The organism is Paenibacillus sp. LHD-117 (assembly GCF_030929555.1).
In the GTDB taxonomy this organism is placed as follows: domain Bacteria; phylum Bacillota; class Bacilli; order Paenibacillales; family Paenibacillaceae; genus Pristimantibacillus.
In genome coordinates this window covers 138184-150981 of sequence record NZ_JAVFVT010000011.1, presented here as the reverse complement: position 1 = coordinate 150981, position 12798 = coordinate 138184, and the positions used below count along the sequence as shown (strand labels likewise).

The 12798-nt window shown below is 50.0% G+C and carries 16 protein-coding genes; all 16 read right to left on the bottom strand.

The annotated features are described in order from the left end of the window. Window positions 1-12 precede the first annotated feature (12 nt). The 16 genes from glnA to RB620_RS10840 all read right to left on the bottom strand — a co-directional run bounded on the left by glnA (window position 13) and on the right by RB620_RS10840 (window position 12626). Window positions 13-1437, bottom strand: coding sequence for a type I glutamate--ammonia ligase (gene glnA / locus RB620_RS10915; protein WP_308094211.1), 1425 nt, complete (start codon window positions 1435-1437; stop codon window positions 13-15). Window positions 1438-1671: 234 nt separating this feature from the next. After that, on the bottom strand, window positions 1672-2733 hold the full coding sequence (aroF, locus tag RB620_RS10910; protein ID WP_308094209.1) for a 3-deoxy-7-phosphoheptulonate synthase: 1062 nt from the start codon (window positions 2731-2733) through the stop codon (window positions 1672-1674). Between the two features lie 513 nt (window positions 2734-3246). Continuing rightward, window positions 3247-4227, bottom strand: coding sequence for a 4-hydroxy-3-methylbut-2-enyl diphosphate reductase (locus RB620_RS10905; RefSeq protein WP_308094208.1), 981 nt, complete (start codon window positions 4225-4227; stop codon window positions 3247-3249). Between the two features lie 53 nt (window positions 4228-4280). Continuing rightward, window positions 4281-5816, bottom strand: coding sequence for a sensor histidine kinase (locus RB620_RS10900; protein ID WP_308094206.1), 1536 nt, complete (start codon window positions 5814-5816; stop codon window positions 4281-4283). Between the two features lie 4 nt (window positions 5817-5820). After that, window positions 5821-6513 (bottom strand): response regulator transcription factor, encoded by a 693-nt coding sequence (locus tag RB620_RS10895; protein WP_308094204.1) that lies wholly within the window; start codon window positions 6511-6513, stop codon window positions 5821-5823. An 83-nt stretch (window positions 6514-6596) separates the two neighbouring features. Next, window positions 6597-8210 (bottom strand): trypsin-like peptidase domain-containing protein, encoded by a 1614-nt coding sequence (locus RB620_RS10890; RefSeq protein ID WP_308094202.1) that lies wholly within the window; start codon window positions 8208-8210, stop codon window positions 6597-6599. Window positions 8211-8532: 322 nt separating this feature from the next. Then, window positions 8533-8724 carry a hypothetical protein gene (locus tag RB620_RS10885; RefSeq protein WP_308094200.1) on the bottom strand — a complete coding sequence of 64 codons (192 nt, stop codon included), beginning with the start codon at window positions 8722-8724 and terminating at the stop codon, window positions 8533-8535. A gap of 70 nt (window positions 8725-8794) precedes the next feature. Beyond that, entirely contained in the window at window positions 8795-9040 is a 246-nt protein-coding gene (locus RB620_RS10880) for a YolD-like family protein (protein WP_308094269.1), read from the bottom strand. Window positions 9041-9200: 160 nt separating this feature from the next. Then, window positions 9201-9416, bottom strand: coding sequence for a YolD-like family protein (locus RB620_RS10875; RefSeq protein ID WP_308094267.1), 216 nt, complete (start codon window positions 9414-9416; stop codon window positions 9201-9203). 102 nt (window positions 9417-9518) lie between these two features. Next, window positions 9519-9719 (bottom strand): hypothetical protein, encoded by a 201-nt coding sequence (locus RB620_RS10870; RefSeq protein ID WP_308094198.1) that lies wholly within the window; start codon window positions 9717-9719, stop codon window positions 9519-9521. A gap of 100 nt (window positions 9720-9819) precedes the next feature. After that, on the bottom strand, window positions 9820-10479 hold the full coding sequence (locus RB620_RS10865; RefSeq protein WP_308094197.1) for a hypothetical protein: 660 nt from the start codon (window positions 10477-10479) through the stop codon (window positions 9820-9822). A 12-nt stretch (window positions 10480-10491) separates the two neighbouring features. Next, window positions 10492-11193 (bottom strand): hypothetical protein, encoded by a 702-nt coding sequence (locus RB620_RS10860; protein WP_308094196.1) that lies wholly within the window; start codon window positions 11191-11193, stop codon window positions 10492-10494. 190 nt (window positions 11194-11383) lie between these two features. Continuing rightward, the gene (locus RB620_RS10855) at window positions 11384-11575 is read right to left on the bottom strand and encodes a topoisomerase DNA-binding C4 zinc finger domain-containing protein (protein WP_308094195.1); all 192 of its coding nucleotides are present in this window, start codon (window positions 11573-11575) and stop codon (window positions 11384-11386) included. Window positions 11576-11641: 66 nt separating this feature from the next. Next, window positions 11642-12142, bottom strand: a complete 501-nt coding sequence (locus RB620_RS10850) for a restriction endonuclease (RefSeq protein ID WP_308094194.1) — start codon at window positions 12140-12142, stop codon at window positions 11642-11644. A gap of 128 nt (window positions 12143-12270) precedes the next feature. Beyond that, window positions 12271-12459 (bottom strand): stalk domain-containing protein, encoded by a 189-nt coding sequence (locus RB620_RS10845; protein ID WP_308094192.1) that lies wholly within the window; start codon window positions 12457-12459, stop codon window positions 12271-12273. Then, on the bottom strand, window positions 12420-12626 hold the full coding sequence (locus tag RB620_RS10840) for an N-acetylmuramoyl-L-alanine amidase family protein (protein WP_308094265.1): 207 nt from the start codon (window positions 12624-12626) through the stop codon (window positions 12420-12422). The genes RB620_RS10845 and RB620_RS10840 overlap by 40 nt, the downstream gene beginning before the upstream one ends. Window positions 12627-12798 lie beyond the last annotated feature (172 nt).

The window sequence follows — 12798 nt, the reverse complement described above, 5'->3', positions numbered from 1 at the left end:
AAGCGATTTGGATTAGCAGCCGAAGTATAGGCTGTATTCATGCGGATGAACGCGGATGGATACGGCTTTTGCTTCTTGGCGTTTCAGAGCAACGTAGTTGTCGATGAAATCTTGCGTGAATACGCCGGATTCCGTCAAGAAGCCGGAATCAGCTTCAAGAGCGTCAAGCGCTTCGTCCAGGGTGCCTGGAACGCTGCGGATTTCTTTTTTCTCTTCTTCAGGAAGCTCGTAGATGTTTTTGTCGAATGGTCCGTAGCCCAGAGCAACCGGGTCAAGACCTTTCTTGATGCCGTCAAGACCTGCAAGCAGCATAGCCGCAAATGCGAGGTAAGGGTTAGCTGTGGAGTCCGGAGTACGGAACTCGATGCGGCAGCCTTTTGGCGTAACGGCAGCGATTGGAATACGAACAGCCGCGGAACGGTTACCTTTGGAGAATACGAGGTTAACCGGTGCTTCGTAACCAGGAACCAGACGCTTGAACGAGTTCGTGCTTGGGTTCGTGATCGCGATCAGAGCCGGAGCGTGGTACAGTACGCCAGCAATGTAGCTCATAGCCATCTTGCTCAGGTTCGCGTACTCTTTGTTGTCATAGAACAATGGCTCGTCGCCGTTAAAGATCGACGTGTGAACGTGCATGCCGCTTCCATTGTCACCGAACAGCGGTTTCGGCATGAATGTTGCCACTTTGCCCCACTGGCGAGCTACGTTGTGAACAATATATTTGTATTTCATAAGGTTGTCGGCTGTTTTAGTCAGCGTGTCGAAGCGGAAGTTGATCTCGGCTTGGCCGGCAGTTGCAACTTCATGGTGATGACGCTCAACGCGAAGACCGGATTCTTGCATCAGGCGAACCATCTCACTGCGGATGTCTTGCTGGGAATCCACTGGAGCTACTGGCACGTAACCGCCTTTAACCGGAATTTTGAAGCCCAGGTTGCCGCCTTCTTCTTTGCGAGCCGTGTTCCAAGCCGCCTCTTCGGAATCAACCGAGAAGAAGGAAGTGTTCATCGAGCTTTCGTAACGAACATCATCGAAGATAAAGAATTCGGATTCAGGAGCAAAGAATGCTGCCGTACCGATACCTGTCGTTTGCAGGTATTCTTCGGCTTTCTGTGCGATGCTGCGCGGATCGCGCTCGTAGCGATTGCCGTCTGGAGTGTAAATATTACACATCACATTCAAAGTTGGATGGCTTGTAAAAGGATCTACGAATACGGATTCCGTATCTGGCATCATAACCATATCGGATTCTTCGATACCGCGGAAACCTGGGATCGAGGAACCGTCGAAAGCAACGCCGTTCACGAACGTATCAGCGTCCACCTCTGTAGCAGGCAACGTGATATGGTGAGCGCCACCGCCAAGGCTGATAAAACGGAAATCTACAAACTGGATGTTGTTTTCTTTAATTTGATCCAAAACCTTTTGAACTGACATCTAAACTTCCTCCATTTCCGAACATTTACTTGTGTTTGAATGACGAACGTTCAATAATTGCTCTAAACCTTGTCGTTATTATAAAACTACCGTTTCCTCTCCGTCAATAGTTATGTAAGGTATTTTTTATCGCTATGTGAGGAATACTTACAAGTTTGAACTTCTGTTCACAAATTCGGATTTGCGGGCAAAAAAAGAATGCCCGGCCCTTGTCGGCCGAGCATCCATATTAAGTTATTTGACCCATTCCAGGAATGCCTCCGCCGGCTCCTTCTCCGTGTGGAACTCTTTCCCAACAAGGGGTGCCAGCTGTTCAAGCTCTTTGAGCAGCTTCGCGAATTGATCCGGGAACAGCGACTGAACGCCGTCGCCCGTCATCGAGTTGTCGGGGTCCGTATGCATCTCGATAATGAGCCCGTTCGCACCCGCGGCCACCGATGCCTTCGACATCGGCTCTACCAATTCGCGTCTGCCCGTGCCGTGGCTCGGGTCGGAGATGACAGGGAGATGGCTCAGAGATTGGAGTACCGGGATCGCGGACAGGTCCAGCGTGTTCCGCGTGTAAGTTTCGAACGTTCGGATTCCTCGCTCGCATAACATAACGTTCGGGTTGCCTCCCGCGAGGATATATTCCGCGGCGTTGAGGAACTCGTCGTAGGTTGAGCTGAAGCCCCGTTTCAACAAGACTGGCGTCTGAATCGTTCCGAGCTTGCGCAGCAGATCGAAGTTCTGCATGTTGCGCGTGCCCACTTGGAGAATGTCGGCGTATTCCGCGCAAATATCCACGTATTCCGGCGTCATGACTTCCGTGATCGTGAGGAGGCCGTGCTTCTTGCCGGCTTCCGCCATCATGATCAGCCCTTCCACGCCTACGCCTTGGAAGCTGTACGGTCCCGTTCTAGGCTTAAAAGCGCCGCCGCGAAGCACTTGACCGCCGGCCGCCTTAACCAGTCTTGCGATTTCGTCGATCTGTTCCGGCGATTCAACGGCGCACGGGCCGCCCATGATGACGAGGTTACTCCCGCCGATCTTGACGCCTTTAATATCGATCACCGTATCGTCGGGATGGAAGTCGCGGCTCGCAAGCTTGTAGGATTTCGAAATCTTAATGACGTTCTCGACACCTTTCATGGAGCGCAGGTGCTCGGCAAGCGTCGGCTCCGCTTTGCCGATGATGCCGATGACCGTACGGTCCGTTCCTTTGGAAACGTGAGCCTGCACGCCCGCGTTCTCGATGTATCGGACGATCTCCCCAATCCGCTCGTCCGTCACGCTGTTCTTCGTAATAACTATCATCGCCATCTCTCCTTTTTTAAGGTTGTTCAAAAAAGTTCGATTTTGATCACGAAGTTTCTCGAGAAGCATATTCGACATCGAATATTGAATCCAACCGAAACAAGCATATGCTTTCGAAGTATGTTTCCTCCGGAAACATTGCAGGTGCTCACGTAGCGCTGCTACGCTCCGCTCCTCAATTTCTAGTTGTATCCAATCTTCTCGGTGCTGAAAATCGAACTTTTTGAACTTACATTTTAATTGATTGATTATAACATTGCTGCTTGCCACATTTTAGCGCTTTTATGCTTTTAGGCTTTTTAGCTTTTATGCTTTTAACCACTAAAGTAAATATACATGAAAAGACTTGTCCTAGTCAACCCTTTGCCATGTGTTTTTTTTAACAATCACGAACAAGCCTCCGAAGCCGGGCTCTTCCTTCATTCCCCGCTCGGTGCAAGTGCGCGAACAACGCGAATAGGCAGCAAGAGATCTGGTCGTCCCCTGCCGCCTTATTGCGGTCCATATATAGCATTACTTCGCTGCCGATTCCGCGCTTTCGTTGTCCGTCGCCGACTTGACGCGAACGTTCGGAAGAAGTTTGTTCATGTTGACCGTCCGCTTGATTTCCCATGTGGATGGATCGCGATAATCGTATTGCTCGAGGTACGCGATCACTTCCTTCGTGATCGGCGTAGGGGTGGAAGCGCCGGAAGTAACGGCCACCCGATCAAGTCCTTCAAGCCACTCTCGCTTAATCTCGCTTACGTCCGCCACTCTGTACGCTTTGACGCCGGCAATTTCTTCCGACACTTGCGCCAGCCGATTGGAATTGTTGCTGCGCGGGTCACCGACGACGATACATAGCTGCGCTTCTCCGGCCTGGCCCGCTACCGCTTCCTGACGGACCTGCGTCGCGAGGCAAATCTCGTTGTGGATTTCCGCATGCGGGTATTTCTCTCGAAGCTTCTGCATGATCAGGCGGATATCCCATTGCGACATCGTCGTTTGATTCGTAATGATGACACGTCCCTCTGGTACCTGCAGCGCTTCGATCTCCTCTTCCCTCTCGATCAGGTGAACGAGATCGGGCGCGACGCCGATGGCGCCTTCCGGCTCGGGATGGCCCTTCTTCCCGATATAAATAATATGATAGCCTTCCGCGCTTTTCTCTCGAATGAGATCATGCGTCTTGGTGACATCCGGACAAGTCGCGTCGACGACCGCCAGCCCCTTCGCCCGCGCGCGTTCGCGCACTTCGGGCGATACGCCGTGCGCCGTGAAGATCACCGTGCCCTGCTCGATTTGCTCCAAGATCTCAAGGCGATTCGCGCCGTCGAGCGTAATGACGCCTTCCTTCTCGAACGCCTCCGTCACATGCGCGTTATGAACGATCATGCCGAGAATATAGATCGGCCGCGGCAGCTCCAAGTTTTTGGCCGTCTGCAAGGCGATAACCATCGCGTCGACGACGCCGTAACAATAGCCGCGCGGCGAAATTTTTACGATTTCCATGCTGCTGCACCTGCTTTCTGCGGACCGCTCCCGTTTCCTGCTCGCACCCGAGTCTAGTCGTCGTCTCGGTCCGTTTCTACTATTATAGACGAATCCGCTCGCAGGTTAAAGTCTATCGGCAGCCAGATGACGAACGTAGTGCCTTCATTCTCGAGCGTCGTCACTTCGACGGAACCACGATGTTCGTCGAGAATCCACTTGGCGATGGACAATCCGAGGCCGGTTCCGACCGTTACGCCCCGCGATTCGTCGGCCCGGTAGAATCGATCGAATATGTGGGGAATCTCATCCGGGTTCATCCCGATGCCGGTATCCCGGATCATCCAGCCGACATGCCCCTCTCTTCGCATCGAACTGAGTTCAACGTAACCCGAAGGCGTATACTTAAACGCGTTCTCAATGAAGATGAACAGGAGCTGCTGCAAATAATCGTGATTGCCGTACACGGGCGCCTCCCGCAGCTTCGACAGGTCGCCGACTTTCCAATCGGCATTACGAGGCAGAAGGGCGGCGCGTCTCACAACCTCCTCGGTCAGTTGCCGCAAGTCGAGTTTTTCCTTCTCCATCACGTAACCGGCATCGGCACGGGCAAGCGCAAGCAGATCGTTCACGAGCGTGCTCATTCTTTTGGCTTCTGCCGAAATGTCGGACATTGCTTCGCTGGACATGTCGAAGTGATCCGCCGTTAGCCTTAAGCCGGCCGCAGCCGCTTCCCCGTCTTGATCCTTCGCGCGGCTCCACATCTTCTCGAGCAGATCGATGTTGCCCCGAATGGTCGTAAGCGGCGTCCTCAGCTCGTGGGACGCGTCCGACACGAACCGGCGCTGCACCTTGTAGGCATCGTCGAGCTCGTTGTACGCCAGCTCCAGACGGGACAACATTTTGTTAAGCGTGTCGACAAGCGTGCCGATCTCGTCCTTCGGCCCGCCCTCCGGGATGCGCATGCTAAGGTCCGAGCCCTTCTCGATCTGCCTCGTCGCCACGATGACCCGCTCGATTGGCCTGAGCGCTTGGCGCGCGATGAGCAAGCCGACGGTGAATGCGATTAGCACGACGGCCACCGACAAAAAGATCAGGATCGTGCGCAGTCCGCTCATCTGCTTATCTTCATTAATGGTGAACGCGCCGACTTGAAGCAATCCGATAAGCTTGCCCTCGTAGGGAAGAGGCACTTGGTACGTCATCATTTTATATTTGGCTTTACCGATCGTGACATAGGTGCTGACGAAACCCTCCTTCGGATTGGAGGTTGCATCTGGATACGGAATCGATATATTGCCAAGATCTCTAAGATTGCCGGAAGGTGTAATAAGGCCTTCTTGATAGTTGATGAGCTGCAAATACATGTCCTTCTCGAAAACGCTACCCAATTGCGACCTTGATTGATAATCCAGATCGAGCGTTAACCTGCCGTTCAGAACTTTGCCATAAACGCCTGGCCTGAGACTATCGCTCGTCGCTTTTAATTGAGTCTTAACGTCGCTATACGTATTCCAATTCATGAACACATACAAACTAACTCCGAACACAAGCAGCGTCGCCGCCAGCAGTCCCGAATACCATAAAGTAAGGCGAAGCCGTATGGACATGCCGTTATCCCGCCTCTCCCCTTAACACGTACCCCGTGCCGCGCACGGTCTGGATGACGCGCCTCGCGCCGCCCTCCTCCACCTTCTGGCGCAGCATCGCGATGTACACCTCGAGCACGTTGGATTCGCCGCTGAAGTCGAAGCCCCAAATCTTCTCCATGATCGCATCCCTCGTCAGAACGCGGCGCGGGTTTTGCATGAACAGCAACAGCAGATCGTATTCCTTGGACGTCAGCTCGATCCTCCGTCCTCCGCGAATCGCCTCCCGCGCATCCATATCGAGCACAAGATCCTCGAACGTCAGCTGGCTGCTCGTTTCCTCCAGTTTATCCGACTTCCTGCGCAGCAGCGCCCTGGCCCGCGCCAACAGCTCCTCCAGCGCGAACGGCTTCACCAAATAATCGTCCGCACCGAGATCGAGTCCCTTGACCCGATCGGAGATATCGTCCTTCGCCGTCAGCATGAGAATGGGCACCGCGCTACCGCCTTCCCTGACGCGGCGGCATACTTCCCATCCGTCGATCTGCGGCATCATAACGTCCAGAATGAGCAAATCCGGATCAGTGCCTAGCAGAGTCTTCAGTCCTTCCGCTCCATTCGATGCCGTCGTCACCTCGTAACCTTCGAAAGCCAAGCTTCTCCGAAGCATCGAAATAATCCGTTCGTCGTCGTCTACTACCATAATATGAGGCCTCAAAATCCTATCCCCTTCCTGTTACAACAAAAAACGCAGAGGATTGAAGCTCTGCGCTTTTTGAGGTCAACCATTCCATTGTGCGCCTATTCGTTATCCGTAACTCCGAACTTGTTTTTGTCTCCGATCTCGATTTGGAGATCCATCGTTTTGCCTTGGCGGATAATATTGAACTGCACCTTGTCGCCGACCTTGCGTGCCTGAATCTCTTCGATCAAAGCGGCGGTCGTATTCAGCTTCTTGCCGTCGATGCCGAGAATGACGTCAAATTGCTTCAGGTCGCCGAGGTAAGCCGGCGAGTTGTAGTATACGCTCTTCACGAGCGATCCTTCCGCCTTCTCGATGCCGAGCTGCTTCGCGAAGTCCTCGGTCATGTCATATAGCTCCGCGCCGATGAACGGTGCAGGCTCTTTCGGAATCTCTGTATTGTTTTTCAGGCTGTCCAGCACTTCCTGAATCGTGCTCGTCGGGATGGCGAAGCCGATGCCTTGCGCTTGCGAGCTAACCGCGGTATTAATGCCGACGACTTCGCCCTTTACGTTCAGCAACGGGCCGCCGGAGTTGCCCGGGTTAATCGATGCATCCGTCTGGAGCAAATGCTTGTAATTCCGCTCGCCTTGCTGGTCTTGAATGTCGATCGGTCTTTCTTTGGCGCTTAGCACGCCAACCGTAACCGTATGGTCAAAGCCGTAAGGGTTGCCGATCGCGACGACCCAATCGCCGATGTTAATGTCGTCGGAGCTGCCGAGCGGAAGCGTTGGGAACGCCTTGTCGCCTTCCACCTTCACTACCGCAAGGTCGAGATCGTAGCTGGAGCCCAGAAGTTTGGCGGTGAACGGCTTGTCGTAGCCTTGCACCGTCACCCGAATTTCGTCCGCCTCGCCAATCACATGCTGATTCGTCAAAATGTAACCCGTGTCTTCAAAGAAGAACCCCGTTCCGATGCCTGTCTGCTGCATCTGGTTGTCTTGCCCTTCCTGTCCTTGCTCCGGCGTCGTACCCGGATAATCATCGCCAAAGAACTGGCGGAAGAACGGATCGTCCAGCAGGCTGCCTCCGCTGCCGCTCCGGCTTTGCGCCTTCGCGTACGTTTCGATCTTCACGACGGCAGGGCTAGCCGTTTCGAACAGCTGCGCGATATTGTCGGGACGAGCCGCCACCGTAGAGAGGCCCGATCCAGAGCCGCTTGACTCCGCTGATTTGCCTGCGCCGCTTGTTTCGGATTGCGACGATACCGTCTCGCTCGGCGTGAACCAATTGCGGACATCGGCCGTATACATCAGTCCGCCGACCACAATAACCCCCGCCAAGAAGGAAACGAATACGGACTTAAAGGAGGCGCCGCCTCTCTTCTCTTTCACTTGCCAGCCGTTTTTGCCCGTGCTCTGCGAAGGAGCAAACGGTCTCAGCTGCGGAGGCTGCGCATGCGTTTGCGGGTCGTCCGAGCTTGCTTGATATCGCTCCGTTGCCGGCTCCGGCTCGTTTGTTCCGTCACCATATAAGGATGCTCCAGAAGATCCGTGCGTAGTTGGTTGCTGGGGCTCGTTCGACATCGGGCCGTAAGAATAATAATAAGCCGGTTTGGCTTCTTGATTGTTCGTGCCCGTTACTTTATCGGAATCTGTCGATTCGTCTGAACGCTCCCTATTGTCGGAAGAAAAAAATTCGTCGTACCCCTTTTTGTTGTTTTGATCATCCATGTGCGTTCTCCTCCATCCCAATGCTCATACTCGAATGCAAGTAAATGATTCATTTGTTACTTCTATCATGCACATTCTACCTTAAAACAAACTTAAAAGTACATGAAATTTAGATAATTTTAGGGGTGGTAAAATGCAGATAAATCAATGGTTTTGATAAGTGAAGATCATTTAGAACAACCTACAAAAAGGTTTCGATTGTGGTCATCCTGTGGGCAGTTTCAATTATGTTACCCGATTTCTCTTCCTATATAAATGTAGTCGATGAGCGGGATAAAAAATACAGAAGAGCCGCAAGGATACTTTCCCATACGGCTCTTTCTCAATTCAATATTGCCGGCTTGATATCCTCGATCTGATTCTCCGGGATCAGAACCGTCTCGTTCCCGTCTGAAATTCTCACGTATCCAACGATCTCCGGTTCTATAACATCCTCCAAAATCCCTTGATGTGTCTCACCATTGTCCAGCTTGACCACTACGTTTTCTCCAAAATATCTATTTACGATCGACATCGAACCACTCTCCTTGCGAATGTATTCGACATACTCCATTAGTTACCTTCATAACAGACATCTCGAAACCCTAATTATTATCCACCTTCATAATGTCCATAAACGGTACTTTCTCAGTTTCACCATTATTTTGCTGGACATGAATCGTTTTTGTTCTTGAGTCCATCTTCACAATTTTACCGACAACGAATTTCTGATACCAGATTTCCAATTGCACCGTTGATTCTTCTTGCTGCGCCTCTACTAGTCGCTCACCTAATTCCTCTAGCACATACTCATCCCTGGTCGGTCTTTTGGGCCCTTTATCTTTTGCCACGTGAAAACCGCCTCCTCGTTTTATGAAATCTGCGATGTATTCTTTCAGGGCATCATCGGATTCTTCAATTCGCTTAACGATTTCTGGGTCGAATCGCTTTGCCCATTCAATCATCCAGATTCGTATTTCAGGTTCAAGAAACTTCACCTTCCGATTATGGTCAGTCAACGTCGACAACACCCTCAATATCACCAAGCGCGTACCAATCCCCGTTAACCATAAAGCGACCACGCTGCCGATCGATCCGATCCACCATGCCGACGATCTGCAGTTCCTCCGTTGGATGATACATCTTGACCGTTACGAGCACTCGCAGCTGGTGTGACTCCGTCAGCCGGCGGCCAATGGCCTCGAGCTCTTGGTCGTCCAGCTCGATACGTGAGCGTTCCTTAGACTTAGCCGACCAGGCATTGAGAGCTTGCCTATGCTCTGGAAGCTCATCCTAGACGATTCCCACATCCCGTTACCTTCGAGCTTCTTACGCTGTTCCACGGCGCCGCACCTCCTCCACATCCACGATATTGTCAACATCAAATATGCGAACGGCGCCGGCGGAGAAGCAACGTGCTTTCATGCGGCCATCCTTGATGGCCAACACGCGGACGTCTCGAATCGTCACCTTTCGCCGCCTATCGTTATATATGAGCTGCACGACTTTACCGATAAATTCCTCCACCATGATCACCTCGAATACGAATGTATGTTCTCATTATATGCAAACAGATGTTCGGAGTGCAAGGTAAAAAAAAGCTGACCAAGTGGTCAGCTTTTTAATGATCTTATACGTCATACAGCATATCGATAAAGTCCAAACACTCATACTCCTCTAATGCTGTATAAAATAAGAGAGTGCCGTCGACAGAAACTCTCAATGTTATAGTTCTATCAAAGTGATCATATGTAACAATTACGCCTGTTAAACTACCAGCTTGAAGCATGTTCGTATAATATTGCGTACCATCGATGTTTGAACCTTTCAAAGAAACCCCTGTTACTGTTTCAATCTGTACGTTAAAGCGCGCACCTCTGACATCTGCAGACTCAGCAATGATCCCTAAAATATTGAATCTATGCTTCTCTAGTTGCATCGGGAAACGAACTTCAAATATCCCAGTCGCTTTAAATGCGTCTTCTTTTTTGCAAATTGCAACCAATCTGCGCTTGGTCGGGTGGTAATAGATTTCATACATACCTTGCTTTATAACTTGATCAATCAAGTCACCTTTAACTCTTGCCCGAAAATCAAGCACTTCATCCGTTACGATTCGATAGTTCTGGTACCCAGTAGGTGAAGTCTCATTTGCAAAAATAAACGTATCGAGTGTTTCATCAAAATCATTCACCCTTTTAGTTTCTTGAAAATGCTGGGCCTCCCGAACTATCTCGGTTAATTGTGCTTCTTCGGATGGTGTAACGTCAAATACACTTACACTGAACATTTAGTCACCCCGTCATTTGAATAGTAACGCCCTTTTGGCAGTCTCCTCCAGTATATCAAATGACGACTCATTAATACATAATTTTTCCTTGAAAATCCTCAAATAATGTGGATTTCTGTCGTTGCCGTTGTTCTTTGGAACTATAGCACTGATAGGAAAAACGCATTCAAAGTGTAGTACATTATCCCTACCTAACCGTTGGACCATTAATCCATAAAAGGGGTTTTTCCCATTTTCAAATTGGACATCGAGGTGGTAGCTCTGAGACACAGGAACTAGAGCGTGTGAAAGCTTATTGAAAAATTCTCTAAGTTCTCTTAATTTTTCTTCTGCAGTATTGGTGGTTACATTAATTTGAGCAATTCTAATGTTTAATTTATTCTCAGATAAAACACCTGAATCAAAATCATCTTGAACGATAATATTAAATAGTCCACACTCATATACTTTTTTGTTTTTCATATTTACTACTCGTTTATATCTGTTATTTATGTACAATTCCTTAAAAACATCTTCAACTTTTATATATGCACCGTCGACAGTGCTGAGTTTAAAATCAACATTTACTGCCCATGTTGTATCTCTCCATTTTGAAAACAACCTTACCACAAAAAAATAGTACTTTGGATTTTTTCCGTACAACCAAACATGCGTTCCAAATAAAGCTGGCAAAATGAACAGCACGTTCTTGATGATTTTAATTGTAAGATCCACGGAAAACACCTCCTTAGTACCTGTATAACCATATATTATCATGGTCAACGGTTTTTAGGTTATCCAATATTAAAAAATGTGTGACAACTGATACCGTTGTACTTAGTATCAATAATACAAGAACATAAGTTCGTATTCAAGGTTTTAAAAAAGCCTGCCAGCCACCACGGCCAGCAGGCTTTCTACATTCTCATCCTGTAATTTTGGTGATATGTCTGCATTTCGGAAAATTTGAGCAGCCGTAGAACTCGCCGCGACTACTCTTTCTTTTAACCAGCATATAACCACAACGCGGGCATTCGTCGTTATCGATTTCCGATCGAGACGGCTTCTCAGCAGTTTCTTCAACTAGTTGTGTGATAATCTCCTTTGCCGACGGCATCTTAGAAGACCCCGGATTTAAAACCAAAATCATCTCTATAAGCTGTTGTCGGTTTATCAACCGAACTCAATTTGACTTGGCCAATGAGTACGCCTGTTCCGTATAATCTGCGTTAGTCACGACCCACGCCTCTGCAGCTCCATAATGATTCATTGCGGTATGTACTTCTTGCACAGCCTTCAGGCCTACGTTTTTACTGTATCGTTTCGCTTGTACCACGATCTTTCTACCGGTTTTTGTAATGACCAAATCCGCGCCGTAATCACTGGCTGATTTGGTCACTTCGGTCGAATAGCCATGCGCTTTGAACAGATGACCCAAGTAAAGTTCAAATCTCCTACCTTCCATCTTATCGATTTCAGATATGCCCGACCGCTTAAGACGTTCAGCTCGCTTCTGGTTAATGATGATCATGATTGCAACATATGCCCCAAGCACACAACCAGCAGCAATACACCCAACTAAAAGCGACTCAGTTAATTGATACGACCCATACAGTGATAACGCCATTAGCATTATCAACAAGCCTTGTATCGGATCTTGTTGTTTCCTTCTTCTTCGCGCCACAATCCATGATCTCCCTTAGTAGTAAGTTCCTATAATCATACCTCATTCCCAATAGTTTGGTAGTCCTAAAGTACTGAAAGATAATAATTGAAAAAGCCCGCTAGCCCTCACGGCCAGCGAGCTTTCGTCTATTCTACCTCGATTAACACAGTTCGCACATTCCCGTCCCACCGTACCGAAGCCCCTAGAGCCTCCGCTTCAGCCCGAACCGGCACCATCGTCACTCCGTTCTTCAGCGTGCCTTTCTGCTCCAGCAGCTTGCCGATGACGCAGATATCTACCTGGTCGCTGACCGGCGCCGGTGGAGTCTTTCGCACAAAGGCCACACCGTACAGCTCGCAAAGCACTCGGCGCGGTAGGCCGCCGTCATCAGCAGTGCCACTTCGGCCGAATTGGTCATAAAGCCGCACTCGAGCAACACGACCGGCATCGTCGTGTTATGAAGCACTGCGAAGTCCGCCGCCTTGACGCCACAGTTTGGCAGTGCCGTCCCCGGTCAGCAGACGATGGTGAAGCATCTTCGCTGCTTTCTTACCGGCGACACTGCCGGGATAATGGAACTTCTCAATGCCGCGCGCCTTGCTTCAGTGTCTTGATACTACATCCCTTTAAAAACAAGCCCACCATCATTAAAGTTAGTGGGCTTTGGAATTAAT

Excerpts from the sequence above, each read along its gene's own strand:
- glnA (WP_308094211.1), bottom strand. The coding sequence starts at position 1,437 with ATGTCAGTTCAAAAGGTTTTGGATCAAATTAAAGAAAACAACATCCAG.
- aroF (WP_308094209.1), bottom strand. The coding sequence starts at position 2,733 with ATGATAGTTATTACGAAGAACAGCGTGACGGACGAGCGGATTGGGGAG.
- RB620_RS10905 (WP_308094208.1), bottom strand. The coding sequence starts at position 4,227 with ATGGAAATCGTAAAAATTTCGCCGCGCGGCTATTGTTACGGCGTCGTC.
- RB620_RS10900 (WP_308094206.1), bottom strand. The coding sequence starts at position 5,816 with ATGTCCATACGGCTTCGCCTTACTTTATGGTATTCGGGACTGCTGGCG.
- RB620_RS10890 (WP_308094202.1), bottom strand. The coding sequence starts at position 8,210 with ATGGATGATCAAAACAACAAAAAGGGGTACGACGAATTTTTTTCTTCC.
- RB620_RS10885 (WP_308094200.1), bottom strand. The coding sequence starts at position 8,724 with ATGTCGATCGTAAATAGATATTTTGGAGAAAACGTAGTGGTCAAGCTG.
- RB620_RS10870 (WP_308094198.1), bottom strand. The coding sequence starts at position 9,719 with ATGGTGGAGGAATTTATCGGTAAAGTCGTGCAGCTCATATATAACGAT.
- RB620_RS10865 (WP_308094197.1), bottom strand. The coding sequence starts at position 10,479 with ATGTTCAGTGTAAGTGTATTTGACGTTACACCATCCGAAGAAGCACAA.
- RB620_RS10855 (WP_308094195.1), bottom strand. The coding sequence starts at position 11,575 with ATGCCGTCGGCAAAGGAGATTATCACACAACTAGTTGAAGAAACTGCT.